The 24,847-nt window shown below is 62.9% G+C and carries 28 protein-coding genes; 12 read left to right on the forward strand and 16 right to left on the reverse strand.

Annotated elements, in window-relative coordinates:
- The 8 genes from nrdR to AC0L3I_RS23845 all read right to left on the reverse strand — a co-directional run bounded on the left by nrdR (nucleotide 1) and on the right by AC0L3I_RS23845 (nucleotide 8,349).
- Nucleotides 1–477, reverse strand: coding sequence for a transcriptional regulator NrdR (gene nrdR / locus AC0L3I_RS23810; protein WP_023798407.1), 477 nt, complete (start codon nucleotides 475–477; stop codon nucleotides 1–3).
- 150 nt (nucleotides 478–627) lie between these two features.
- Nucleotides 628–1,215 carry a hypothetical protein gene (locus tag AC0L3I_RS23815; protein ID WP_473528426.1) on the reverse strand — a complete coding sequence of 196 codons (588 nt, stop codon included), beginning with the start codon at nucleotides 1,213–1,215 and terminating at the stop codon, nucleotides 628–630.
- Between the two features lie 86 nt (nucleotides 1,216–1,301).
- Nucleotides 1,302–2,615: a serine hydroxymethyltransferase gene (glyA, locus tag AC0L3I_RS23820; RefSeq protein WP_473528393.1), complete on the reverse strand. Its 1,314-nt coding sequence runs from the start codon at nucleotides 2,613–2,615 to the stop codon at nucleotides 1,302–1,304.
- Nucleotides 2,616–2,733: 118 nt separating this feature from the next.
- Nucleotides 2,734–4,380 carry a Na+/H+ antiporter gene (locus tag AC0L3I_RS23825; RefSeq protein ID WP_473528394.1) on the reverse strand — a complete coding sequence of 549 codons (1,647 nt, stop codon included), beginning with the start codon at nucleotides 4,378–4,380 and terminating at the stop codon, nucleotides 2,734–2,736.
- 108 nt (nucleotides 4,381–4,488) lie between these two features.
- The gene (locus AC0L3I_RS23830) at nucleotides 4,489–5,742 is read right to left on the reverse strand and encodes a L,D-transpeptidase family protein (protein WP_473487715.1); all 1,254 of its coding nucleotides are present in this window, start codon (nucleotides 5,740–5,742) and stop codon (nucleotides 4,489–4,491) included.
- 351 nt (nucleotides 5,743–6,093) lie between these two features.
- Nucleotides 6,094–6,609 carry a transcriptional regulator LdtR gene (gene ldtR / locus AC0L3I_RS23835; RefSeq protein WP_473487716.1) on the reverse strand — a complete coding sequence of 172 codons (516 nt, stop codon included), beginning with the start codon at nucleotides 6,607–6,609 and terminating at the stop codon, nucleotides 6,094–6,096.
- Between the two features lie 277 nt (nucleotides 6,610–6,886).
- Entirely contained in the window at nucleotides 6,887–7,309 is a 423-nt protein-coding gene (locus AC0L3I_RS23840; protein ID WP_473487717.1) for a DUF6163 family protein, read from the reverse strand.
- Nucleotides 7,306–8,349 carry an enoyl-CoA hydratase/isomerase family protein gene (locus tag AC0L3I_RS23845; RefSeq protein WP_473528395.1) on the reverse strand — a complete coding sequence of 348 codons (1,044 nt, stop codon included), beginning with the start codon at nucleotides 8,347–8,349 and terminating at the stop codon, nucleotides 7,306–7,308. The genes AC0L3I_RS23840 and AC0L3I_RS23845 overlap by 4 nt, the downstream gene beginning before the upstream one ends.
- A 159-nt stretch (nucleotides 8,350–8,508) precedes the next feature.
- Between AC0L3I_RS23845 and AC0L3I_RS23850 the strand changes: the two genes are divergently transcribed.
- The 5 genes from AC0L3I_RS23850 (at nucleotide 8,509) to AC0L3I_RS23870 (ending at nucleotide 12,099) form a co-directional block, all read left to right on the forward strand.
- The gene (locus AC0L3I_RS23850) at nucleotides 8,509–9,327 is read left to right on the forward strand and encodes a DUF2066 domain-containing protein (protein ID WP_473528396.1); all 819 of its coding nucleotides are present in this window, start codon (nucleotides 8,509–8,511) and stop codon (nucleotides 9,325–9,327) included.
- 251 nt (nucleotides 9,328–9,578) lie between these two features.
- Nucleotides 9,579–10,610, forward strand: coding sequence for a porphobilinogen synthase (gene hemB / locus AC0L3I_RS23855; RefSeq protein WP_473528397.1), 1,032 nt, complete (start codon nucleotides 9,579–9,581; stop codon nucleotides 10,608–10,610).
- Between the two features lie 48 nt (nucleotides 10,611–10,658).
- Nucleotides 10,659–10,955, forward strand: a complete 297-nt coding sequence (locus AC0L3I_RS23860) for a nucleotidyltransferase family protein (protein WP_202363192.1) — start codon at nucleotides 10,659–10,661, stop codon at nucleotides 10,953–10,955.
- Nucleotides 10,955–11,305 carry a HepT-like ribonuclease domain-containing protein gene (locus AC0L3I_RS23865; RefSeq protein WP_473487721.1) on the forward strand — a complete coding sequence of 117 codons (351 nt, stop codon included), beginning with the start codon at nucleotides 10,955–10,957 and terminating at the stop codon, nucleotides 11,303–11,305. Before AC0L3I_RS23860 ends, AC0L3I_RS23865 begins: the two co-directional genes overlap by 1 nt.
- 149 nt (nucleotides 11,306–11,454) lie before the next feature.
- Nucleotides 11,455–12,099, forward strand: coding sequence for a dihydrofolate reductase family protein (locus tag AC0L3I_RS23870; RefSeq protein WP_473528398.1), 645 nt, complete (start codon nucleotides 11,455–11,457; stop codon nucleotides 12,097–12,099).
- A 273-nt stretch (nucleotides 12,100–12,372) separates the two neighbouring features.
- On the opposite strand, the gene ppk2 is transcribed toward AC0L3I_RS23870, so the two are convergent.
- Nucleotides 12,373–13,293: a polyphosphate kinase 2 gene (gene ppk2, locus AC0L3I_RS23875; protein WP_473487723.1), complete on the reverse strand. Its 921-nt coding sequence runs from the start codon at nucleotides 13,291–13,293 to the stop codon at nucleotides 12,373–12,375.
- 258 nt (nucleotides 13,294–13,551) lie between these two features.
- Between ppk2 and AC0L3I_RS23880 the strand changes: the two genes are divergently transcribed.
- Nucleotides 13,552–14,595 (forward strand): aldo/keto reductase, encoded by a 1,044-nt coding sequence (locus AC0L3I_RS23880; protein WP_473528399.1) that lies wholly within the window; start codon nucleotides 13,552–13,554, stop codon nucleotides 14,593–14,595.
- Nucleotides 14,596–14,631: 36 nt separating this feature from the next.
- Here AC0L3I_RS23880 and AC0L3I_RS23885 read toward each other — a convergent pair whose 3' ends face one another.
- Complete coding sequence (locus AC0L3I_RS23885; protein WP_473528400.1) at nucleotides 14,632–15,603, reverse strand: glycosyl transferase family 90; 972 nt, start codon at nucleotides 15,601–15,603, stop codon at nucleotides 14,632–14,634.
- Between the two features lie 204 nt (nucleotides 15,604–15,807).
- On the opposite strand from AC0L3I_RS23885, the gene AC0L3I_RS23890 reads away from it, so the two are divergent.
- On the forward strand, nucleotides 15,808–15,966 hold the full coding sequence (locus AC0L3I_RS23890; RefSeq protein WP_123147561.1) for a hypothetical protein: 159 nt from the start codon (nucleotides 15,808–15,810) through the stop codon (nucleotides 15,964–15,966).
- A gap of 55 nt (nucleotides 15,967–16,021) precedes the next feature.
- On the opposite strand, the gene AC0L3I_RS23895 is transcribed toward AC0L3I_RS23890, so the two are convergent.
- Together AC0L3I_RS23895 and AC0L3I_RS23900 are read right to left on the reverse strand one after the other, a co-directional pair.
- Entirely contained in the window at nucleotides 16,022–16,390 is a 369-nt protein-coding gene (locus AC0L3I_RS23895; RefSeq protein WP_473528401.1) for a DUF982 domain-containing protein, read from the reverse strand.
- On the reverse strand, nucleotides 16,341–17,006 hold the full coding sequence (locus AC0L3I_RS23900; protein WP_473528402.1) for a GntR family transcriptional regulator: 666 nt from the start codon (nucleotides 17,004–17,006) through the stop codon (nucleotides 16,341–16,343). The genes AC0L3I_RS23895 and AC0L3I_RS23900 overlap by 50 nt, the downstream gene beginning before the upstream one ends.
- 178 nt (nucleotides 17,007–17,184) lie before the next feature.
- Here AC0L3I_RS23900 and AC0L3I_RS23905 point away from each other — a divergent pair, with 178 nt between their 5' ends.
- Nucleotides 17,185–18,444, forward strand: coding sequence for a multidrug efflux MFS transporter (locus AC0L3I_RS23905; RefSeq protein WP_473528403.1), 1,260 nt, complete (start codon nucleotides 17,185–17,187; stop codon nucleotides 18,442–18,444).
- Nucleotides 18,445–18,485: 41 nt separating this feature from the next.
- A complete protein-coding gene (locus tag AC0L3I_RS23910) occupies nucleotides 18,486–18,860 on the forward strand; it encodes a DUF423 domain-containing protein (RefSeq protein WP_473528404.1) in 375 nt (124 codons plus the stop codon).
- A 95-nt stretch (nucleotides 18,861–18,955) separates the two neighbouring features.
- Here the strand turns inward: AC0L3I_RS23910 and AC0L3I_RS23915 are convergent, their stop codons facing one another.
- Both AC0L3I_RS23915 and AC0L3I_RS23920 read right to left on the reverse strand, forming a co-directional pair.
- Entirely contained in the window at nucleotides 18,956–19,120 is a 165-nt protein-coding gene (locus AC0L3I_RS23915) for a hypothetical protein (protein WP_473487728.1), read from the reverse strand.
- A gap of 61 nt (nucleotides 19,121–19,181) precedes the next feature.
- The gene (locus AC0L3I_RS23920) at nucleotides 19,182–19,325 is read right to left on the reverse strand and encodes a hypothetical protein (RefSeq protein WP_473528405.1); all 144 of its coding nucleotides are present in this window, start codon (nucleotides 19,323–19,325) and stop codon (nucleotides 19,182–19,184) included.
- A 147-nt stretch (nucleotides 19,326–19,472) separates the two neighbouring features.
- On the opposite strand from AC0L3I_RS23920, the gene AC0L3I_RS23925 reads away from it, so the two are divergent.
- Entirely contained in the window at nucleotides 19,473–20,555 is a 1,083-nt protein-coding gene (locus AC0L3I_RS23925) for a LacI family DNA-binding transcriptional regulator (RefSeq protein WP_473528406.1), read from the forward strand.
- A 16-nt stretch (nucleotides 20,556–20,571) separates the two neighbouring features.
- Here the strand turns inward: AC0L3I_RS23925 and AC0L3I_RS23930 are convergent, their stop codons facing one another.
- Nucleotides 20,572–21,780 (reverse strand): OpgC family protein, encoded by a 1,209-nt coding sequence (locus AC0L3I_RS23930; protein WP_473528407.1) that lies wholly within the window; start codon nucleotides 21,778–21,780, stop codon nucleotides 20,572–20,574.
- Between the two features lie 194 nt (nucleotides 21,781–21,974).
- Here AC0L3I_RS23930 and AC0L3I_RS23935 point away from each other — a divergent pair, with 194 nt between their 5' ends.
- Complete coding sequence (locus tag AC0L3I_RS23935; protein ID WP_473528408.1) at nucleotides 21,975–22,646, forward strand: alpha/beta hydrolase; 672 nt, start codon at nucleotides 21,975–21,977, stop codon at nucleotides 22,644–22,646.
- A gap of 12 nt (nucleotides 22,647–22,658) precedes the next feature.
- Here the strand turns inward: AC0L3I_RS23935 and sthA are convergent, their stop codons facing one another.
- Nucleotides 22,659–24,047 (reverse strand): Si-specific NAD(P)(+) transhydrogenase, encoded by a 1,389-nt coding sequence (gene sthA, locus AC0L3I_RS23940; protein ID WP_473487786.1) that lies wholly within the window; start codon nucleotides 24,045–24,047, stop codon nucleotides 22,659–22,661.
- A gap of 308 nt (nucleotides 24,048–24,355) precedes the next feature.
- Between sthA and AC0L3I_RS23945 the strand changes: the two genes are divergently transcribed.
- Nucleotides 24,356–24,826, forward strand: coding sequence for an RDD family protein (locus AC0L3I_RS23945; protein WP_473528409.1), 471 nt, complete (start codon nucleotides 24,356–24,358; stop codon nucleotides 24,824–24,826).
- Nucleotides 24,827–24,847 lie beyond the last annotated feature (21 nt).

Raw genomic sequence — 24,847 nt, forward strand, 5'->3', positions numbered from 1 at the left:
TCAGCCGGCGTCCTCTTCCTTGAGCTCGTCACCCTTCAGTTCGCCCAGCACGTCGTGGAAATCCTTGGCCTCACGGAAATTGCGATAGACCGAGGCGAAGCGGACATAAGCGACGTCGTCGAGCGACTTCAGCGCCTCCATCACCAGGCGGCCGACCTCGCCCGAGGCGACTTCGGTCTCGCCCGAGCTTTCGAGCTGGCGCACGATGCCGGTCACCGCGCGGTCGATACGCTCGGGATCGACATTGCGCTTGCGCACGGCGATCTCGACCGAGCGCAGCAGCTTGTCGCGGTCGAACGGCACCTTGCGCCCGGACTTCTTCACCACCACGAGGTCGCGCAACTGCACGCGTTCGAAGGTGGTGAAGCGGCCGCCGCAATCGGGGCAGACGCGCCGCCTGCGGATCGCCGCGCCATCTTCGGCGGGACGCGAATCCTTCACCTGCGTATCTTCGGACTGGCAGTAGGGACAGCGCATGGACAGCCTTATGTTCGCGATTCTCGTGGAGCGAAAGGCTTAGAGGTTTTTGCCGGGATGGCAAAGCACCGGGGGTGGTCTCTCGCGCCTCAGAGATAGCGAGGCGCGAGAAAAATTGCCAGCATCATACGAGACGGCAACACCGGCCGATTACGGAGCGACGTCACCAGTCGGGAACCCACATGACACGCCGAGGCTGCGATAGGCCTTGGTGAAGCCGTCCATCGATACGGTCGCGACCGCTGTGTCGGCGAAGGTGACATCGAGTGCGCTGGCGCGGCGCATGGCACGCAGCAGCGCCAGGCTGATCTCGGGGTTGTTGTTCAACATCCATTTTCCGCCGGCACCGGCCATGGCATTGACCGTCGCCTTGACCTTGCCGTTGCTGTCGCCGAACACCGCCGAAATATTCTCGCCAGTCGGCAAGTCCTTGTTCTTCATGGCGATGACAAGCGTCGGATAGCCACTGGGCGGCAGTGCATCGCCGTTCGAGATGGCGAGCGTGAGAGTGCCGCTGGTACCGCTCGCGTCGAGAAAGGCGGTCGAGGCGACGCAGGTCTTGCGCAGATCCTCGCCGGTATCGATCTCGTCCACAGTGGTGGACCACATGCCGAAGGTTTCGGTCTTCGGTGCGGCTGGGGTGGGCGCAGACTGTGCCAAGGCGGCGGACAGCGGCAAGGCGGCCAATGTCGCCACTACGCCAAGCGCGCAAAACCCAGCGACACGGAAAATCTGCATCATCGTCAAGCCTCCTGTCCGGACTCGGTCCCCACTGCAACAGTGCTTCTCGTGTGGCCGATAACGGATGACACTTTTGCGTAAGCTCAACCGAGATAGGGATAGAGCGGAAAACGATCCGTCAACGCCGCCACCTTCGCCTTCACCGCTGCCTCGACGGCTGCATTGCCCTCGTCGGAATTCGCGGCCTTGAGCCCGTCCAGCACTTCGGCGATCAGCTTGCCGATCTCGCGGAACTCGGCTTGGCCGAAGCCGCGCGTGGTGCCGGCCGGCGTGCCGAGGCGCACGCCCGAGGTGACGAACGGCTTTTCGGGATCGAAAGGAATGCCGTTCTTGTTGCAGGTGATGTTGGCGCGGCCAAGCGCTGCCTCGGCGCGCTTGCCGGTGGCGTTCTTGGGGCGCAGGTCGACCAGCATCAGATGGTTGTCGGTGCCGCCGGAGACGATGTCGAGACCGGTTTCCTGCAGGCTGGAGGCCAGCGCCTTGGCATTGGCGGCAACGCTCTCGGCATAGACCTTGAAGCTCGGCTTCAGCGCTTCGCCGAAGGCCACCGCCTTGGCGGCGATGACATGCATCAGCGGCCCGCCCTGCAGGCCCGGAAACACCGCCGAGTTCATCTTCTTGGCGATCTCCTCGTCGTTGCACAGGATCATGCCGCCACGCGGGCCACGCAGCGACTTGTGCGTGGTGGTGGTAACCACATGGGCATATGGCAGCGGCGACGGATGCACGCCACCGGCGACCAGGCCGGCGATATGGGCCATGTCGACCATCAGATAGGCGCCGATCGAGTCGGCGATCTCGCGAAAACGCTTCCAGTCCCAGACGCGCGAATAGGCGGTGCCGCCGGCCAGGATCAGCTTCGGCCTGGTCTCGTGGGCGGTCTTCTCGATCGCATCCATGTCGAGCAGATGATCGTCCCTGCGCACGCCGTAGGAAACGACCTTGAACCATTTGCCGCTCATGTTGACCGGCGAACCGTGCGTCAAGTGGCCACCGGAATTGAGGTCGAGACCCATGAAGGTGTCGCCGGGCTGCAGCAGCGCCAGGAACACCGCCTGGTTCATCTGGCTGCCGGAATTCGGCTGAACGTTGGCGAAGTTACAGCTGAACAGCTTTTTCGCACGCTCGATGGCCAGGTCCTCGGCCACGTCGACGAACTGGCAGCCGCCATAGTAGCGCTTGCCCGGATAGCCCTCGGCATATTTGTTGGTCATGATCGACCCTTGCGCTTCCAGAACGGCGCGGGAGACGATGTTTTCCGATGCTATAAGCTCGATCTCGTGGCGCTGGCGGCCGAGTTCGTTGCGGATCGCGCCGAAAATCTCCGGATCCGCATCGGCAAGCGTGGTTTCGAAGAAGGATTCGAATTTGTTCGACACTGCCGCTGCTGTTGCCATGCTTGAGATCCTTGTCGTCCGGGGGGCCTGCCGCGCCATTAACACAGTTGCTTTCGCCCCGCCACGTTTGCAGCGCGAAATTTGCTGGCCGGATTGCGGCAGCAAGGCGAAGAGCTGGCTATTTCCTCGCCTGACGGCCCTTCAGCAAAGCTTCCGTAAGCGTAATCTCAGTAAGCAGCGCCTGCATGGTGTGATCGTTGATCTCACGGCTGCGAAACATGGCGCGCACCGCCTTGCGCTCGGCCTCGATGCCGGCGAGCCTCATTTCGAGCTCCAGCCGTCCGGCTTCACGGGCTTCAGTGCGCGCTTCATCGGCCTCGTCGGAGGCGGCGATGCGGCGGCGGTAACCGGCGACAATGCTGTCGGCCGCGGCGAGCCGGGCGACGGGCACCTCACCTTCGTCCCCGTCTTCCGCACCGGCGATGCTCTCGATGCGGTCGATGGCGGCCTTGGCCGCGCCGACACGCGCCAGGCGTTCCTCGGCAGCGCCGGCATCCTCGCCCGGCTCAACCAGCCCGCGCGCTATCCAGGGCAGCGTGAGGCTGGCGATGGCCAGTGAGCAGATGATGACGCCGGCGGCCAGGAAGATCGCCACGTCTCGCGCCGGAAAGGGCGAGCCGTCCGGCATGGCGAGCGGCAGCGACAGGATGCCGGTCAGCGTTATCGCGCCACGCACGCCGGCCACCGAGCCGGCGAGGAGAATACGCAGTCCGAACGGCTCGGCCTTGCGCTCGCGCAATCGCGCCACGACGCGGGCCGTAGTGTCGCCAATCCAGATCCAGACAAAGCGTAGCGCGATCAGGCAGAGCGTCAGCGCCAACACCGTCAGGATCGGCTGGATGACCGGATAGCGGCCGCTGAGCTCGGGCGGCACGTTGGCAATGATGTCGGGAAACTGCAGGCCGAGCAGGATGAAGAGCGCGCCGTTGAAAACGAAAGACAGCGTCGTCCACAGCGACATCGTCTGGATACGCGCCGAAACGCCGAGGAAGCGGAATATTCCGGAACCGCCGGTCAGCACGCCGGCGGTGACCGCAGCCAGGATACCCGAAGCCCCGACATGCTCGGCGCCGAGATAGGCGACGAAGGGCAGCAGGATCATGATCAGCACCTGCGCCTCGGCTGGCACGCCGCCGATGCGGTTCAGCAATTGCAGCGCCTTGGCGGCAACGAACAATGCCACCACGCCGGCCAGGATGCCGACTGCCACGGCGTAGAGGAAAGTCAGAGATACCGCGGCGAAGGAAAAGCTGCCGGTCAACACCGCCGCCACCGCGAAACGGAACATGACCAGCCCCGACGCGTCGTTGAGCAGCGACTCGCCTTCCAGAATGTGCATCAGCCGCGCCGGAACCACATTCTTGTCGACGATCGAGGACACGGCCACTGCGTCGGTCGGAGATAGCACCGCGGCGAGCGCAAAAGCGACGACGAGCGGAACACTCGGCACCAGCCAGTGCAAGGCGTAGCCGAGGCCGACGATGGTGAAGAAGACCAGCCCGATGGCGAGGTCCAGTATCGGCCCGCGCAGCGCCACCAGTTCGCGCTTCGGGGCGCCATAGGCATCGCTGAACAGCAGCGGCGGAATGAACACCAGCAGGAAGAGCTCGGGATCGATCTCGACATGGATGCCGCGCATTGGCCAGGCGAGTGCGGCACCTATGGCAAGCTGCAGCACCGGCAACGGCACCCGCACCAGCCGGACCAGCGCGCCGGAAACGGCGACGAAGACGAGCACGATCAGGATGAAGATGGCGACTTGCATGGGCCTGTACCGAACGGCGCTTTCCGGACCCGGCGCAAAGCGCGCCCCCCAGCCGGATGCAAAAAGGCCGCCCTCACCGGCGGCCCTTTCAGTAGAAAAATCAGTCGCTTAGAGCGCGGAGGTGATCTGCAGCTCGTTGGCTCCGTCGAGCCCGTAGATGTCGTCGCGGAACTGCACGACGCCAGGCCCCGTCGACCAGGCCGAGATGTAGAGGAAAAAGACCGGCACCGGGTTGGTGACCTGAACCGGGATGTTCTCGCCGCTCTTGATCGCTGCCTCGAAATACTGGCGGCTCCAGCCCGGCGTGTCGCGCAGGATCCAGGTGACGAGGTCGCGTACGTTCTGGACGCGCACGCAGCCCGAGGAATCGAAGCGCATCATCTTGCCGAACAGGCTCTGCTGCGGCGTGTCGTGCATGTAGACGCCGTCCGGGCTCGGGAAATTGATCTTGACCGAGGCCATCGCATTGCCGGCGCCCGGATCCTGGCGAAAGCGGTATTTCTCCGCGTCGTCGGTCGACCAGTCGACGGTCAGCGGATCGACCTCGCTGCCGTCCGGTGCGAACAGACGGATGTTGCTGTCCTTGAGATAGTTGGGGTCCTTCCGCATCAGCGGAATGATGTCCTTGCGCACGATCGAGACCGGCGCGTTCCAGTAGGGATTGACGATGATCTCGTTGATCTTGGAATCGACAATCGGCGTCTGGCGATCGATTTTGCCGACAACGGCGGTGTGGCGCAGCACGACGCGGTCGTTCTCGACCGCTTCGATCTGGGCGCCCGGGATGTCGACCAATACATAACGGTTGCCCAGCGTGCCGGCGCGCTCGTGCAGCCGCTGCAGATTGGTCTGCAGCTGGCCAAGCCGGACCTGCGCCGAAACATTCATCGCCGCATACGAATATTGGCCCAGTGTCCCGTCGGAAGGCAGGCCATGGCGCGCCTGGAAGCGCTTGACCGCCGCATCGACGTAGGAATCGAAGGCCTCTGAAAGGCCGGCGCTCTGCGCCAGGTCGCCCGAAATCATCAAGCGCCTGCGCAATGGCACCACGTCGGGATCGATGACGCCGAGCTGCAATTTCTTGGTGTCCGGGACCGGCTGCCAGCCGCCCTGCGCGACAATATTCTGATACTGCGCGATCGCCTGCTCGGTGAACGCAACGGTCTGCAGGCTGACGATCGGCAGCGTCGAGGCCACCTTGCCGCCCTGGCTGGCGCGGGCGTCGAACTGGTCGTCCCAGTTGCCGCGGCCGGAGGATTTCAGGATATCCGCGATCACGTCCTGCGCGCTGGCGCCGCCGGCAATCATCGTCGCGGCCAACGCGGAGGCTCCAGAAAGGAAGAAACGGCGACTGGTTCTCATTTACGCTCCAGACATTCCTGTAACAGTTTTTTCACCGGGCGATCCCGCCCGTACTCTAGGGTTGGCGTCCTTAACAATTAGCCAACCATGGCCCCCTGTTCCTGCTGTGTGAGAACGCGCCGGGCGCAATGCGCGTTCAGAGAGACGGTTGGCAGGGAGACGGTTGGCTCTCGCCGCAAGATCACCCGCATTCTCGCTTTCACCGGGAATATGGCGGCAACGTGACCCTGACCGCGATTTGGATCGTCTGGCGTGACGAAACGGAAAGACCGGTGCTTTTCGGCACCGGTCTTTAGGTCGCTCCCGACCGCGCTTCTTCGGCGCGGTTTTCCCCTACATGCTGCGGATGCGTTACATCCGGTAAGCGATGGTGTCGTTCCAGAAGCGGTCGAGGCGCTGCAGGGCGCGATTCATCTGCTTGAATTCTTCCGTGTTGATGCCGCCGACCTGCTCGATCGAGCCGACATGGCGCTCGTATAGGCCGGCGACGACTTCCGCCACCTCACTGCCCTTTGGCGTCAGCGAGATCCGTACCGAGCGGCGGTCGATGCGCGAGCGCTGGTGGTTGATGAAGCCGAGATCGACCAGCTTCTTCAGATTGTAGGAGACGTTCGAGCCGAGATAGTAGCCGCGCGAGCGCAGCTCGCCGGCGGTCAGCTCCGAATTGCCGATGTTGAAGAGCAGCAGCGCCTGGATGGCGTTGATGTCGGAACGGCCGTTGCGGTCGAATTCGTCCTTGATCACGTCAAGCAGGCGGCGGTGCAGGCGCTCCACCAGTTGCAGCGACTCCATGTACAGCGAACGGATCGCCTCGCGACGGTCATCGGATACGTTGGCGGTCTTCGCCGCCGGACGGGAATTGATCATTGTCTTTGCCTCTCGTTTGTCGCCTGGTGATTTTTTGTTTTTCACCTTGATCGCGACACTATCGAATACTCATAAAATTCGACTTAAACGCTAGGGCTAACAAGAGCTTACCGGTAATAGGTTTCGAAAGAGGCTTAACGAAGGGTCACCCGAACAAGGATGATTAACCTAAAGATTTAGCCAATGATTCCGGGCGGAAGCCGATAGAAGTTAGAGCGTCCTTTGCGCGTACGACAGGACGCGCGGGCGCCATTCTTGTTGAGCATCGGTCGATGCTCTATTGCCGGCTCTGGCGCTTCTGCATCCAGATCACCACGCGAAAGACGATGTAGAGCAGCGCCACCGCCGCATGCGAGGCGAGGATAAGCGGCCGGTGGCCGAAGAGCTCGGGAAAGCCGGCATACATGACGGTCTCGGTCGCCGCGCAGATGAACCAGATCACCGGCCCCCAGGAGGCCAGCATCCACAGGCCGGCGGCGGCGAAGGGGAAGAAGACGGCGAGCGTCACCGCCGCCACCTGCCAATGCACCGGCATCAGGTCGAAGCGCCACAACGAACCGGGATAGAAGCCGATCAGCCGGATCCAGTACAAAATCCCGAACAACAGGCAGTAGCCCGATATGACGCGCTGGAACCAGGCGAAGATGACCTCGGCCGTCGAGGGCTGGAGCACGACGCGTCTCGACGTGACGTCGCTCACAGTTCGAGTTCCCGTTCGCCGAGCGGAGCGAAATAGGCATCGACGTCGGCAGCGCTGACGTCGTCGATGCCTGCCGGCCGCCATTGCGGCGTCGAGCCCTTGTCGATGATGGCGGCGCGGATGCCTTCGTAGAAATCGTGGCCGGCAAGCATGCGGTTGAGGATGCGGAACTCCATCCGCATGCACTCGTCCATCGACAGCGTCAGTCCGGCGCTGATCTCGCGCCAGGCGACGTGCAGGCTGGTCGGCGAGCGGGTGCGGATCGTCGCCAGCGTCTTTGCCGCGAACGCATCGGCGGGTGCGGCGCGCTCCAGGCTGCCGATGACGTCACCCAGCGACGGTTGCGCGAAATGGCGGGCGATCGCTTCCAGCGTCGGACTGTCCGTCTCGCGCCGGGCCGGGACGGAAAAGCCGCGCGGCGCCGGTTCCGGGTCGCCGGTCGCGACCAGCCTATCGAGAAAACCGGCCTGGTCCTGCGCCTTGATCGTATGCGTTGCCAGGCCAGACCACAAAGCATCGCCATAGCGGATGCGGTTTCCGGTCAGGGCCAGATACATGCCGAAGCTGCCGCCAAGGTTCGGCAGGAGATGGCTGGCGCCGACATCCGGGAAAAAGCCGATGCCGACTTCCGGCATCGCGAACTGGGCGTTCTCGGTCAGTACCCGATGCGAGCCGTGGAACGAGATGCCGACGCCGCCGCCCATGACGATACCGTCGATCAGCGCGACATAGGGTTTCCCGAACCGCGCGATGCGGGCGTTCAGCCGGTATTCGTCGGCGAAGAAATCGACCGGCGGCTTTCCGGCCCGGCCAGCCTCGTAGATGTGGAGGATGTCGCCGCCGGCCGAAAACGCCCTGCCCTCGGCCTTGACGACGACAACATCGATGCCGTCGTCCCGCTCCCAGGCGCGCAGCGCCTTGTCGAGGGCGTTGACCATGCGGTGGGTGACGGCATTGAGCGCCTGCGGCCGCGTCAGCGTGACAACGCCGGCCCTGCCCGATCGTTCGAAGCGGATCTCGTTGCCGCCGCCAAAATCCATCGCCTAAGAATCCCTCCCCGCGCCGCCGGGACTGAAGTGCTAAAGCGTGGCGCATGGCTCCGTCAATGCCAAGGGCAATCCTGCCGCCTTGGCCACCGCCGGCGGCCGATGCTAGAACGGACCATATTGATGGCGGGCTTTCAAACCGGACATTGAGCCATGCTTGGATTTTCGCGTCTTGCCCTGTTGGCGATCGGCCTGATTGTATGCGCGACCGCTCGTCCCGCATTGGCCGCGGACGACCTCTATCGCGCGAAGACCATCGTCACCGGCGAGGGAGAAGAAAACCGCCGGATCGGCTTCAAGGCCTGCCTGGATGCGGTTCTGGTCAGGGTCTCCGGCGATCAGCGGCTGCCGAAAAAGCCTGTAATGGCGGTGCTGCGCGACAAGGCTGGCAGCTTCGTTGCCGAATTCCGCTATCGCGACCGGATGGAAGGCATTCCGATCCACGACGAACAAGGCACGCATGACCGGCCGCACGATCTTACCTGCCTCTACAGGCCTGGTGTGATCGACCCGGTACTGGCCTCGCTCGGCAGCAAGCCGTGGCTCGCCGAGCGACCGCGGCTGGCGATCTTTCTCGCAACGGAGCAAGGCGCCAGGCATTTCGCGCTGACCGCCGACGATGAGCGCGGCGCACCGATGCGCGAATCGTTCGTGAATGCTGCCGACCCGCTGGCGATGCGGATCGCGTTTCCCAAGGCGTCGCTGCTCTCAGAATCCGGGCTGGACGACAAGGCGCTGCACGAGACGGATATGGCGGCTCTGGACAAGGCCGCCAAACAGGCCGGCGCCGACCAGGCGCTTGCCGGCAGCATCGTCTGGAGCGACAAGGAATTGGGCTGGATCGCCGACTGGCGGCTGGCTACGGGCGGCAGGACCTACAGCTGGCAAGTGCGCGGCGTCAGCTTCGACGAGGCGTTCCGCGTCGCCATGCGGGGCGCGGCGCAGGTCCTGTCCGGCAACGGTCAGCCATAGGTATGCCGAGTTTCAGGTGATGCCGGCCTGCAAACGGCGGTTTCCTGCGCTTCCAGTACTCGCGTACCTAAACGTACGCTCCGTTCCGGTTCTCGGAACCCACCTGTTTGGTCGCTTCGCGCCCGTCCTCGACTCCGGCTCGGCCTAACCTGAAACTCGGCATACCGCTCCCTTACGACGCTGGCACAATCGTGCCGCATTGGTCAGCGGCGGAGGCTCGTGGTAAAAGCCGCCGATCCGGAGTTTTGGCAATGAACAGATTCACCCCAGCTAAGCCTGCCGGCGCGCGCAGCGTCGACGAGATCACCGGCAGCCGCCGTTTGCGCCGCATGCGCAAGGCCGACTGGTCGCGCCGCCTCGTCCAGGAGAACCGGCTGAGCGCCGACGACCTGATCTGGCCGATCTTCGTCGTCGACGGGAAAAACATCCGCGAACCGATCGCCGCCATGCCCGGCGTCTTCCGCCTGTCGCTTGACCTTGCCGTCAAGGAGGCCGAGCGCGCGGCAAGGCTCGGCATTCCGGCGATCGCCACCTTCCCCAATGTCGAGCTCGGCCTGCGCGACCAGACCGGTTCGCACATCCTCGATCCGGAAAACGTCATCAACCGCGCCACGCGCGCCATCAAGCACGCGGTGCCCGAGATCGGCATCATCACCGACGCGGCGCTCGATCCCTTCACCTCGCACGGCCATGACGGCATCTTGCGTGACGGCATCATCGTCAACGACCAGACCGTGGAGCAGGTCGCCGCGGCTGCCGTCATCCAGGCTTCGGCCGGGGCCGATATCATTGCCCCGTCCGATATGATGGATGGCCGCATCGGCGCCATCCGCGATGCGCTCGACGCCAATGGTTTTCAGGATGTGGCGATCATGTCCTACGCGACGAAATTCGCCTCCGCCTTCTACGGACCCTATCGCGAGGCGGTCGGCACCGCCGGCCTGCTCAAGGGCGACAAGAAGACCTACTATCTCGACCATGCCAATTTCGACGAGGCGGTGCGAGAGGCCGAGCAGGACCTCGCCGAGGGCGCCGACATGCTGATGGTCAAGCCCGGCCTGCCCTATCTCGACATCATCCGCAGGCTGAAGGACGAATTCCGCATGCCGACCTTCGCCTATCAGGTGTCGGGCGAATATTCGATGATCAAGGCGGCCGCCGCCAATGGCTGGATCGACGGCGACAAGGCGATGCTGGAATCGCTGCTCGCCTTCAAGCGCGCCGGCTGCGACGGCATCCTCACCTATTTCGCGCCCGAGGTGGCGGCGATGCTGAAGGGGTAGGCACTCGCATCGTTTTGGGATTTTGCTGCAATCCGCTAGAATGGACTCATGAGCAGGAACGAGGTCATCGAACGGTTGCAGAGGAACGCAGATGCCATCAAGGGCATGGGCGCGACTTCGCTGTATCTGTTCGGGTCGGCGGCGCGGGACGATGCGCAGCCGGACAGCGATCTTGATCTGTTCATCGACTATGATCCGGCGCGGCGCTTTTCTCTGATCGACCTGGTCGGGATCAAGCAATTTCTGGAAGAGAAGATGTCAACGGAAATTGACATCACCACACGCGACAGCCTTCATCCCATGTTGAAGGCCGAGATCGAACAATCGGCCGTGCGCGTATTCTGATGGCAGTCCGCCGGATCGAGCCGATCCTAGCCGAGATCATAGCGGCTTTGGATGGCATCAGCACTGCCACCGCCGGCAAGACCCTGGATGACTTTCGTGACGACTGGCTGCTTCGTCATGGCGTGGAGCGCGGCATCGAGATCATTTCTGAAGCCACCCGGCACATCCCGGACGATTTGCTCGCTCTTGCTCCAGAAATTCCCTGGAAACAGATTCGTGGAATTGGCAACGTTTTGCGTCACGAATACCACAAGACTTCCGACGCCATCGTCTGGACCGTAGTGACAGACAGTCTGTCGCCGCTCCGCCTAGCTGTCGAGCGCATACTCGAGGCGTCGCGGCGCAAGTAGCTGCTGCTGCAACCATCCCCTCTTTGCGGTGGTCCTGATGCTGGCCAAACAAGCCGCTCTTGCTCGGCGGCGAAGTACCGCTTGCAAAACGCAATCAGTCCAGCTAAAAACAACTGATTGTATTTTACAACCGGTTTAGGGAAGTACTCATGTCCAAGCTTCGTGTCAACGCATTCACCCTGTCTATCGACGGCTTCGGCGCCGGTCCCGACCAGGACCTGAAAGAGCCGCTGGGCATCGGCGGGGAAGCCTTGCACACATGGATGCTCGGCACCCGAACCTTCCGCAACATGTCTGGTGAAGATGGCGGGACCACGGATACCGACGACACGTTTGTGACGCGCAGCTTCGAAGATATCGGGGCGTGGATCATGGGCCGAAACATGTTCGGGCCGATCCGCGGACCTTGGCCCGATGACACCTGGAAAGGCTGGTGGGGAGACAATCCGCCCTACCATGTGCCGGTCTTCGTGCTCACCCACTTTCCGCGGGATCCTCTTGTCATGGACGGCGGCACGACCTTCTATTTCGTAACCGATGGTATCTACTCAGCGCTGGAAAAGGCGAAGGCAGCGGCTGATGGCAAGGATGTACGGCTGGGCGGCGGCGTCGCCACGATCCGGCAATATCTCCAGGAAAAGCTCGTCGACGACATGCATCTTGCGATATCGCCGATGCTGCTCGGCTCAGGCGAGAATCTTTTTGCCGGCATCGACATGCCCCGGCTCGGCTACCGCTGCAGCGAGCAGGTCGCAACGCCGAATGCCACGCATCTGATCATCAAGCGCGATTAGGACGTTTCGTCTGCTCTGTTGGCGAAACCTCGGTACAGGCCCCTTTCTCCCCGTCACTATACGGGGAGAAAATGCCCGGCAGGGCAATGAGGGGCGGCGCAATCGATCAATGATTACGCTGCCGGACAATACCCCCTATGGCAATATGACATCAAAATAAGTTTGGTCCCATGCAGTGACTTTGGCAGGTTCAACTGTCGAGGTTGGCGCTGTCTCTCATCCGCCTGCCGGCATCTTTCTCCCGTATAGTGACGGGGAGAAGGGAGCTCTGCCTTAATACTTCTCCGGCACATACAGCTCGCGCGGCAATACCTGGCGCTCGTATTCGGGATTGAAGACGCGGTCGGGCAGCGTGATCTCCTCGTGCGGCACCTCCTGATAAGGCATCTGCTTGAGGAGATGATCGATGCAGTTCAGCCGTGCCCGCTTCTTGTCGTTGCCCTCGACGATGAACCAGGGGGCTTCGGGAATGTTGGTGCGGGCGAAGGTCTCTTCCTTGGCCTTGGTGTACTGCTCCCAGCGCACGCGCGACTGCAGGTCCATCGGCGACAGCTTCCACTGCTTCATCGGATCATGGATGCGCATCTGGAAACGCATCTGCTGCTCCTCGTCGGTGATGGAGAACCAGTATTTGACCAGCGTGATGCCGGAGCGGACCAGCATGCGCTCGAACTCCGGCACGTCGCGAAAAAACTCCTCGACCTGATCCGGTTCGGCAAATCCCATCACCCTTTCGACGCCGGAGCGGTTGTACCAGGAGCGGTCGAACAGCACGATCTCGCCGCCTGCCGGCAAATGCGGCACGTAGCGCTGGAAATACCATTGCGACTTCTCGCGCTCGGTCGGCGCCGGCAAGGCAACGACGCGGCAGATGCGCGGATTGAGCCGCTGGGTGATGCGCTTGATGACGCCGCCCTTGCCGGCCGAGTCGCGGCCCTCGAAAACCACAACCAGCTTCTTCTTGGTGTAAGCCACCCAGGACTGCAGCTTGATCAATTCGGATTGCAGCGTGATCAGGTCGCGAAAATATTGCAGGCGATTCATCGAGGGCGGATGCGCGTTCTTGTAGATTCTGGCGATTTCCAGCGACAGCGCCGGTTCCGACATTTCCAGCTCATAGTCTTCGTCGAGCGTGTCGGCGAGTTCCGCCTCCAGCCAGTCCTTGGCGGGAGAATTCTGTTTTGCTTCAGTCATTTATGCTGCTCCGCGTGCACGCCCGTGTCGGCGTCCGGCCTGCCAGCCAAGATCGAACACCTTGAGCCGACTTGCATACAGGCCGGCAATGACGGTTTTATTGCAGCCGGCCTGTGCGCCGGTCGCGCAAATCCGTGAGATGTGATCGATCAACCTCAATCGCATGCACGACAAGCGGCGCGAATTGTCCTACAAATGCCACGTCCTTTTGGGCAGCCTTCGAAGCAGCCCTTCTCAACGCAATTGCGAGGATCTGACATGGAATACCGCACTCTCGGCCGTTCCGGGCTGAAGGTTTCGACGCTGACCATGGGCACCATGACCTTTGGCGGCGCCGGCGCATTTTCGGCGGTCGGCAAGACCGATCTCGACGAGGCGCGCCGGATGATCGACCTCTGCATCGATTCCGGCATCAATCTCATCGACACCGCCAATGTCTATTCGAATGGGCTTTCGGAAGAGATCATCGGCGACGCGCTCGGCGGCAGGCGCAAGGGCGATGTACTGATCGCCTCCAAGGCGCGCATGCGGATCGGTGACGGTCCCAACGACGAAGGGCTGTCGCGCTACCATCTGATCCGCGAGTGCGAGAAGAGCCTGAAGCGCCTCAGGACCGACGTCATCGACATATATTTCCTGCACGAATGGGACGGCACGACGCCGCTGGAGGAGACCATCGCCGCGCTCGACACGCTCGTCAGCCAGGGCAAGGTCCGCTATGTCGGCTGTTCCAACTATTCCGGCTGGCAAGTGATGAAGGCGCTGGGGATCAGCGACCGCCAGCACCAGCCGCGCTTCGTCACCCAGCAGATCCACTACACGCTGGAAGCGCGCGAAGCCGAATATGAACTGCTGCCGATCTCGGTCGACCAGGGGCTTGGCGTGCTGGTGTGGAGCCCGCTCGCCGGCGGACTGCTGTCCGGCAAATACAACCGCGACCAGGCCACCGCCCGCCAGCTCAGCGGCTGGTCTGAACCGCCGATCCGTGATGAGGAGCGGCTATGGCGGATCGTCGACGTGCTTGCCTATATCGGCAACAACCATGGCGTGTCGGCGGCGCAGGTGGCGCTTGCCTGGCTGCTCGGCCGGCCGGCCATCAGTTCGCTGGTCATCGGCGGACGGACCGAAGCACAGTTCAAGGACAATATCGCCGCTGCAAGCCTTGTGCTGACCAGCGATGAGCGCGCACGCCTCGACGCAGTCAGCCGCCCGCCCGTTCTCTACCCCTACTGGCACCAGCAGTTCACGGCAAAGGACCGGTTTGGTCCGGCCGATCTGGTTCTCGACCGGGAAGGTGTCTGACTCCGGATCCGGATCAGGTCGAAGGTCGCTGCGGGCTTAGCCGGAGATAAAACGCCAGACCTCGGGATCAGGCTCGATCTGACCGCTGAGCACGAAATACTTGTAGAGCACGAGCAAGCAGATCGCCTGCTCGGCCCGTTCGTCGGCGAACTTGCGGCAATAGGCGTTGGCGGCGGCAACGATGCGCTCTGCCTCAGTCGGATGACGTTCGAGATACTGCACCCGCTCGGCAAGATCCGTGAAATCAGGTTCGAGCGGTACATAGTGAACGTCAGCCACGAGTTCGCTTTCGGCGAACCATGTCTCATATGTCGGCGGCGGCATCAGGCACAGTGAATTCGAACTCATGATCCATTTTAGGTTGGTCGCCACATCGTTGCCTTCGAGTGAAATGATGTAGCGACAGCGCCGCTGCTGATCGATGCTCAGGTAAGGCTTGCGATATTCCGGCGCTGCCGTCGGTTTGGGCGTGCCGACATCGCAAAAGGGCAGATCGCGCGCGGCCTCCAGAAGCAAGGTCCTTATCGGGTTGTTGAGCTCGCCGCGCCACACCGCAACCGGAAGCTTGTCCGCGAAGGCAACATCGTCGGCGGGCATGTGGAAGTGGCGGAACTTGTTGAGCTTGAACAGGATCCCGTTCCTGTTATCGCCGGCGATCGGCCGATCCTTGACGATCGACGGCATCGCAGGCACTTCGACGACGTCGCCGAATTCGAGGTCGATGCGCAAATCGGGATCGAAGTAGCGGGTAAATTCCTTCAGATCGTAGTAATACATGCTCCGGTCTGTCGGCAGCCGGCTGACCGGTGCGGCCCCGGCGCTCGGCGCGAAAGCCTTCTGCAATCTGTTGTAATAGTTGAGACGCGCGCGGACCGATCCGTCCGAAAGCCTGGCCTGCTCGAGCAGCCCGGCGAGCCTGCGGCGGAACAGCGCCTGCGGTGCGATATCGCGCGCGGCATTGCGCGCATAGTAGAATAGCTTCTGTGCGTTTCTTTGAAGGGTGGCCATCGGTCACTTGGTGAAAAAGTCGGCTTGTGATTTGCCCTCCCGGCCCCTCCTACACCATTGTGCCGGCTATCTTGCAAGCCACGGAACCGTGTTCAGCCGGCCTGCCGGCTGTGTATGGAGCCGATCGCCCTTTGCGGTGTTGTGTTTGTAGCCCAATGCCCCTAGGCAGGGCTAAGAACCTTTGGGATTGTGAAAGGAAGAGATATGGCGCGAGCACCGAATTACGGCCAGGAACGCAAGGAACGCGACCGGCAGAAGGCTGCCAAGAAGGCGGAAAAGCAGGCGGCCAAGGCGGCAGCCAAGGAACGTTCGAAGCCCGAAGACGAGACCACGTCCGAGACCGAAACGGAAACGGCAGAGTAAAACGCATCCGGCCCGCGAGGCGGATCGGATTTGGCCTAGGAATCCCGCTGCGTCTTCAGGCCGGCGCCTTGTCGCTGACGAACACGTTCACCTCGCGCGCGGCGGCGATGAAGGCGCGCCTTGCAGTCATCGCCGGTTTGTCGCCGGCCAGCGCATCATGGCAGGCCTGCAGCGCTTCGCGATGCTTTGGACTGCGCTTGCCGGGCCAGTTGTTGAGGAGGTAGTCGGAAGCCTCGCGGACGGTCCGCAAGAGCTGAGTGGTTCCCTCCGCGCCCGACTTGACGGTCACGGGTGTTTCAAATCGGTTGTTTTCCATCGCCGCTCTTACGCCATCGGCGCTCGCGAAGCGAGGGCGAAAGTAGTTGCCTCGGCAATCAAGCCGCGACGACGGCAAATCCCCTGGCACGCAGGCCGCGCCGGTCATTGTGCAATGATGTCACCAGCCGGTCGCGGCTGCCGACGATATGAGCCGAAAGCCGGTGTGCCGCCTCATCCGCATCGCCGGCCCGCACCGCCGCCAGAATGGCACGGTGTTCGGCCCAGGCACGGCCGAGTGCCGCCTCGTCGCGCACCTCCAGCCAACGCGCCCGCGACAGGCGCGTCATCGCATCGCGAACCGCCCTGAACAGGAACTCGTTGCCGGACAGGCGTGCCAGCTCGATGTGAAAATCCATGCCGACGCGATGCCATCCCTCGCGCGGGGTGCCAGCGTCGCAGGAGTCCAGCATCGCCTCGATGACGTCGACGGCGCTCCTGTCCTCCAAGGCACAAGTCAGCTTGACCGCCGCCACCTCGACCGCCTCGCGGTAGACGGCGATCTGCTCGAGCTCGGCGATGTTGATCGGCGATACCGTCCAGCCGCGCCCGTCGCGGCAGACCAGACCTTCCGGCTCGAGCCGCAGCAATGCTGCCCTGACCGGCGTGCGCGACGCCCCGAAGCGGCTTTCGATCCAGCGTTCCGTCAGCCGCTCGCCCGGACCGATCTCGAGGCCGAGAATCATCTCCCGAAGCTGTTTTTCGACATTCTGCATCTGGGACATGGCGGTTCCGTTCTGGCCATTTGTTTCGGCGATCGGGTCGCTGGCCAGCGTTTGCCGATCACGTTTAAGATGGCCGCATTGACAACGGCCGGGCTTGCGTCCATGACGGATACCAACTTGGTATCCCAAAATGGCATCCGGAACAAGTCGTCGAGAGACTTGCCGGACAGGACAGGACATGCCGCAAGAAGCCACCCCTGCCATGCAAGGCGCCCACAACATCCACTGGCGCCGCAATCTTGCCGTGTGCTTTGCCGGTTCGTTCAGCACTCTGGTCGCCATGACGCTGCTGTTGCCCTTCCTGCCGCTTTATGTCGAGCAGCTGGGTGCCGAGGGGCACGCGGCTGTTGTGCAGTGGTCCGGCATCGCCTACGGCGCGACGTTCTTCGCCGCCGCGCTGGTGGCGCCGCTGTGGGGACGGCTGGGCGACCGCTACGGCCGCAAGCTGATGCTGGTGCGCGCCAGTTTCGGCATGGCCGTCTGCATGTCGCTGACCGGCATGGTGGAGACTGTCTGGCAATTGGTGCTGCTGCGCCTGCTGATCGGTTTCGCCGGCGGCTATTCCTCGGGTTCGACCATTCTCGTCGCCATGCAGACGCCGAAGGACCGGTCGGGCTGGGCGCTGGGCGTGCTGTCGGCCGGCATCACCGCAGGCGCCCTCGTCGGTCCCCTGCTCGGCGGCGCGCTGCCGCCCTTGATCGGCATCCGCGCCACCTTCCTGCTCGCCGGCGGCGTCATTTTCCTGGCGTTCCTGGCAACGACTTTTCTCATCAAGGAGAACCCTCGCCCGGCAGCCGACAAATCAGCACCGACTGAGAAGCCGAAAGGCGGCTGGTCGCAAATCTCGGACAAACGCCCGGTCGTCGCCATGCTGGCGACCGGCATGCTGTTGAGCTTCGCCACCATGTCGATCGAGCCGATCATCACAGTCTACGTCCAGCAGCTCATCGAGGACCAAAGCCGGGTCACGCTGATATCCGGCGTCGTCATGTCGGCCGCGGCACTTGGCGCCATCCTGTCGGCCTCGCGCCTCGGCAAGCTCGCCGACCGCGTCGGTCACTGGAATGTCATCATTGGGGCGCTTGCCGTCTCGGCGCTGCTGCTGATCCCGCAGGCCTTCGTCACGCAGGGCTGGCAGCTCGTTGGCCTGCGTTTCCTGATGGGGCTGGCTCTTGGCGGCCTCCTGCCCTGCATCACCAGCGTCATCCGCCACAATGTTCCGGACGGCGTCGGCGGCAATGTGCTGGGCTTGTCGATCTCGGCGCAATATGTCGGACAGGTCGCCGGGCCGTTGCTCGGCGGCTTCGTCGGCGGTCATTTCGGCATGCGCGCGGTGTTTCTCGGCACATCCGTGCTAATGGCGGGCGGAGCGGCGTATAACTGGCTGGTCCAGTCGCGTCGCGCGCGCGACATGCTGGTGCAGGCGGGCAAATCCTGACACGGTTTGCGGGCTATCACTGCTTCACGGAGACCAGAGACATGAGCACGGCCGAGCAACCAGCAAGCGGCAGCGGCCGCATCCTCGTTCTCGTAGGCGGCCTGTGCGGCGCGGCCGGCGTGGCGCTCTCCGCCGCGGCGGCACATCTGGGCGGCGCTTTCGTCGGCACGGTCGCGTCCTTCCTGCTCATGCATGCGCCGGTCTTTCTCGCCGTCGGCCTCGTCGGCGCAAATCGGATCCTGCGAACAGCAAGCCTTATTCTTCTTGTCGGGCTTGTATTGTTCTGTGGCGATCTCCTTGCCCGTGACTTCCTCGGCTCGCGGCTTTTTTCGATGTCGGCGCCGATCGGCGGCACCTTGCTCCTCGCCGGCTGGCTGGCTGTTGCAGCCTCGGCGCTGGTGCGCCCACGCTCCTGAAATGGCATTCCTGCAGCGGGAGAGCTAGGCTGGTAGCCCTCCCCAGCTCAAGTACGGCGCTTGCGGACAGACGGCCAGGTCCCGCCAAACGACGATCAATCAGACGATGACCAGTCTTGCCGGCGTTCGGGCCGGACCGGCAGGTCGCGATTGTGTGCCGCCGGCTTGGTCAGCCGGCGTCGCTCCGGCCTGTCGATGGCCGGCGAGATGCCCCAATAGTTGCGATAGATGTCTTCGAACAAATGATTGATCGGATGCATGTTTGGCTCCTTTTTCAAACTTGAATCGATCCAATCGACAGGCCAGAAAATACCGTGCCGATCAGCCCCGCTTGCGCTCCACGAGAAAACGCAGACCGCGGATCCACGAACCGGCGCCGCCGCGACGTGTCCGGGTCACCGCGTTCGAAATCATGCTCCAGTCGTTGCGATAGATGTCTTCGAACAGGTAATTGACGGGGTGCATGGCTCTCTCCTCCCTGAATCGATCCCATCGAAAGTTAGCGAAATTTGGATCGATTCAAAAATACGCCCAAATGCACCAATGTCAAGCAAAATTTGAATCGATCCAACAAAGGTGCTAGATACTGGATAAGGAGTCCGGAAGCAGAAAATGGCGTCATCCACCGAAGGCAATACGAAACCCATCCGGCTGGCAGACATCGCCAAGGCCGCCGGAGTTTCGCACGGCACTGCCTCCAACGTGTTCAGCCGTCCCGAGATCGTACGCGAGGAGGTCCGCGAACGGGTCAAGGCAGCGGCCGAGGCGATGGGCTATGCGGGGCCGGATCCCAAGGGTCGGCTTCTGCGTGCCGGCAAGGTCAACGCGATCGGCGTCGCCACGACCGAGCCGCTGTCCTATTTCTTCGAAGACCCATTCGCCCGCGCGATGATGACCGGGATTTCCGAGGCATGCGACGCCACCGGCGCCGGCATCGCGCTGGTATCGGCCGGCAATCAGGAGAAGCTTGCCTGGAACATCCAGAGCGCGCTGGTCGACGGCTTCATCCTGTTCTGCATCGAGGGCGGCTCGCGCCTCGTCGAACTGACGCGCGAACGCAAACTCCCTTTCGTCGCGCTTGAGCTCGGTTTCGACGACGACACTGTTTCGGCAATCGGCGTCGACAATGTCGCCGGCGCCCGCCTGGCGGCGCAGCATCTCGCCGAGCTTGGCCATCGCCGCTTCGCCGTTCTGGCGCTGCCTTTCGCCGACGACAGCACCGGTCTTGTCTCGCCGAGCCAAGTCCGGGCGGCCGTCTACACCGGCACGCGCGATCGCCTCGTCGGCTATTTCGAGGCGTTTTCCCGGTACGGCGTCGATACCGCCGGGATACCGGTATACGAAACCGAAAACGACGAAGCCAGCACAACGGCCGGCCTCGAAACGATCTTCGCCTCGACAGAGCCGCCGACCGCCATCCTGGCGATGTCGGACCGGATCGCCATGGTCGCGATCGAATGGTTGGCCGCGCGTGGCATTGCGGTTCCCGGCGACGTCTCCGTCGTCGGTTTCGACGGCGTGCCGGACGCCGCACTTTGCGATCCTCCGCTGACCACGGTTGCCCAGCCGATCGCCGACATCGGCCGCCGGGCGGCGCGAACGATCCTCGATTTCGACGGCACGGTGCGACGCGAGACGCTTGGCGTCGAACTCGTCGTCAGGGCATCTTCCGGACCGCCGCCCAAAACAGCGTGAGGCAGACGCTATCGATTCAGCCTGTCGCCATGCCGCTCACGCCGAAGGGTGCATTGACCGGCGGCGGCTCGCTGCGGACCGGCTTGCTGTTGCCGCCAATACCCGACAGCCATTCGAGGTAATAGGCGAGCGCGAACTGCATGGCGATGCCGGCGGCGATCAGCAAGCTGTCGTAGGCAAACCCGCCCGGGTTGATCAGCTTCATCACCTGCGCCGCCATGGCCATCACCGTGCCGGCGATGAAAACCGGCAGCGATCGTTTGCCCAATATGGCGAGCGGATGGTCGCGGCTGGTGCGGAACAGGTTCGAGACAGAAGGAAACGCCACGATCAGGTAGCTCACCGCCAGGATGTGCAGCAGCCTCGGCAGCGACAGGAACGTCTTGTCAAAGCCGGTCAGCACTACGGGCAGGTTCAGCCACGACACGTGCCCCCATAGCGGGCTGTGCACCCAGACCAACGCCGCCGCGACATAGACCGCCGACGCGCCGACCAGCCAGCGATTGACCGGAATGGTGCCGCCGCGCCTGATATGCAGCATGCTCGCCAGGCCGATGTTGAAGAGGAATTGCCACGACAGCGGATTGAGGAACCAGAAGCCGGGCTCAGGATAATTCGGCGGGGCGATCTGGTAGACCCCGGCAACCAGCCACAGAGCTCCGGATAGGGTGAGTGCCGTGAAAGGCCTGCGGCTGATGAACAGCAGGAAGGTTGGCGCCATCAGCAGCAGCACCGCATAGACCGGCAGGATGTTGTTGTAGCCAAGCTGATGGCCAAGCGTGACGATGCCGATCAGCGCTTGCTGCGGGTTCTTGATCAATGGCTCGATGTTGATCAGCGTCAGCATGTCCGGCCGCTTCGCGAACACCGCTGCCGCGCAGAAGATGGCCAGCACCACCATCGTCGTGACAATGTGGGCGACATAGAGCACACCGGCGCGGCGCCACAATTTCAGTGTGGCCATGAGCCGGTTTCCGGACTGGAATTTTGAGCCGTAGGCGAGCGCGACGGACATGCCAGAGATCAGCACGAAGGCCTCGGCGGCATCCGAAAAGCCGAAATTCTTGTAAGTCAGGGTTTCGAAAACCGTGCCCGGGACATGGTCGACAAATATGATCAGCAGAGCGAGGGCGCGGAACACATCGATGCGCGTATCGCGATCCGGGATACGCGTTCCGCGATCCGGGATACGCGTGCCGCGATCCGGTGAAATTGGCATGGTCATCGATAAAAGGCCTCAAAGCTGGTTGTTCATGCCGATGCGACCGCCCAGCGCACCGCTTCGCTCCCGCAGGAGCATATCGGCGAACAAACGGACTGAAATGCGCCCGGTTCAATCAACTTTGAAGGAGCCCGAAAATATTCCGTTTTGAAGTCGGCAAATGAACAAAAGCGACGCGAAATCAAAAGGATGCAACTATGGCCGAAAAACCTCTGGAAGACGGCTTTTTGCGGCGCGACCTGCCGTTTTTCTATCGCCTCTACAGACCAGCAGAACCAACCGGCGAATGCCTTTTTCTGCTGCATGGATCCGGTGTCGACGAGTCGACTCTGGTGGCGCTCGGGCAGCAAATCGCACCGAACGCGGTGTTGGTGGCGGTGCGTGGTCGCATCGCCCAGGAGGACGGATTCCGCTGGTTCGCGCGGATCACGCCGACGCGCTTCGAACAGGAGAGCATCTGCACCGAGGCGGACGCTTTCGCGGGCTTCATCACCGCGGCCGCGAATCGCCACGGGCTCGATCTCTCCCGAACGATCTTTCTTGGCTATTCAAACGGCGCCAATCTGGTTTCGAGCGTGATGCTGCTGCATTTCGGCCTCATCGAACGGGCGGCATTGCTGCGCCCGATGCCGGTGCTCGACGAGGTCCCCCCGGCCGATCTGTCCAAGGCGCGCGTGCTGATCATCGCCGGCGCCGCTGACCTGACCTACGCGCCTTTCGCGCCGGCGTTGGTCACATTGCTCGAATCACATGGCGCCGCGGTCGACGCCCACACCATCGCCTCCGGCCATGAAATCGGCGACCGGGATGCTGTAATCGTCAGGCAATGGCTGGCGCGTCCGGCAACCGCCATCGCGCAGGCGAATTGATCAGCCGACGCTCTACGCTCGCCCCATCCGGTTCCAGGCATCCAGCCCAGCGATCTTGTAGGCTTCGGCCAGCGTCGGATAGTTGAAGGTGTTGTTGACGAAGAAATCGACGGTGCCACCGAGATTGATCACCGCCTGGCCGATATGGATCAGTTCGGTCGCGCCCTCGCCGACGATATGCGCGCCGAGCAGCCTGCGCGTTTCGATCGAAAACAGAAGCTTCAGGAAGCCGGTGTTAACGCCCATGATATGGCCGCGCGAGGTTTCGCGGAAGCGCGCCACGCCGACCTCATACGCGCCGCCGCTCTCGCGCACCTGCTCCTCGGACTGGCCGACGGTCGAGATTTCCGGCACGGCGTAGATGCCGTAGGGAAAGGTTTCCGGCGGCGGCGGCAACGGCACGCCGAAGGCATGGCAGGCGGCCACCCTGCCCTGTTCCATCGAGGTGGAGGCGAGGCTCGGAAAACCGATGACGTCACCGGCGGCATAGATGTTCGGCGCGCTGGTCCGGAAGGTCTGCGGATCGACCTTGATGCGGCCCCGGGAATCGGCCTCGATGCCGACCGCGTCCAGGCCGAGCGCGCCGACATTGCCGGTGCGCCCCGCGGCATAGAGCACCATCTCCGAGCGTATGGTGCGGCCGTCGGCGAGTGTCACCTCGGCGTAGTCGGGTTTCGAGGCGATCTCCTTGATCGCACTGCCGAGCCGGATCGTCATGCCGCGATCGCGCATCTGATGGATGAAATCGTCGACGATTTCGCGGTCGACGAAATCGAGGATGGTGTTGCGCGGCTCGACCAGCGTCACCGGCACGTCGAGCGCCGAAAAGATCGTCGCGTACTCGACGCCGATGACGCCGGCGCCGATCACCGTCAATGTCCGCGGCAGGCGCTCGAGTTCCAGCATCTCGTCGCTGTCGAAGACACGGGTCTTGTCGAAAGGCACGTCGCGCGGCCGGTGCGGGCGGGTACCGACCGCGATCAGCGCATGCGCAAAACCGACTTCACTGTAGTCGCCGCTGTCCGTCGTCAGGCTCGCTCTGTTCGGACCGAGAAACTTGACCGCAGCGCGCACGCTCTTGACCGTGTTGCGCATGAACTGGTGCTGCAGCACCTCGACCTCGTGATCGAGCGTCTTGTGCAGGCGTTCGATCAGATCGCCGACCGAAATGTCCTGCTTGACCCGGTAGCCGCGCCCGTAGAAGCCGCGCTCGCGCCAGCCGGAGAGGTTGAGCACGGTTTCCCGCAGCGTCTTCGACGGGATGGTGCCGGTATGCACGGAAACGCCTCCCAGCCGCCGGCCCCTGTCGACCACCAGCACGGATTTGCCCAGCTTGGCCGACTGCACCGCGGCGCGGCGCCCGGAAGGCCCGCTGCCGATGACCAGCATGTCGTAGTCCATGTCGCCCTCGCCCTGGCGCATGACCCCGAAAACCGGTTTCGGTTTTCGGAAAGGGGATCATGCGCCGATTCAAAGTGCTAGAGCGTCCTTTGCGCGTCCAAAAGGACGCGTGGCGCTCTAGGCGCGCTTTGCTGCGCTGCAGCAAACTAACGCCATCGGCGCTGCAAATTCAACCGATTCGGGCTGTACCCGGCGCTGTTTCCCCCGCATGCCGCGGAAACGCCCGATCTTGATTCCGCCGCAAGACTTCACCATTTCAACATCAGGCGGCCCGCAACCTATCCCGGGCCTGACGACGAGGAAATGACATGAACGCGCGCGTTCTCGACGGTGAAATCATCACCTTCAGGCTTGATGATATCCGGGCCTATAACGGCGTGCGCACGCGGCGTGTCCTCGCCTTCATCATCGACTACTGCATCGTCGCGCTGCTTACCATTCCGTTCGCGATCCTGGTGTTCTTGCTCGGGATTTTGACGCTCGGCCTCGGCTGGATGCTGTTTTCCGTTCTCGTGCCGGCCGTCGCCATCCTCTACATCTGGAACACGCTCGGCAGCGCCGACCAGGCCACCACGGGCATGAAGATGATGGGAATCCGGCTCGACCGTCTGGACGGCACCCGTATCGACGGGCTGACGGCCGTGGTGCACTCGGTGCTGTTTTGGGCGGGCAACGTCATCCTGACGCCGCTGGTGCTTCTGGTGTCGCTGTTTGCCGACCGCAAGCGCACGCTGCACGACCTGCTGCTGGGCACGGTGGTCAGCCGCAGTGACCGCTGAGACAGCTTTTTCACGAGTCCC

The sequence above is a fragment of the Mesorhizobium sp. WSM4840 genome (genome assembly GCF_055811755.1).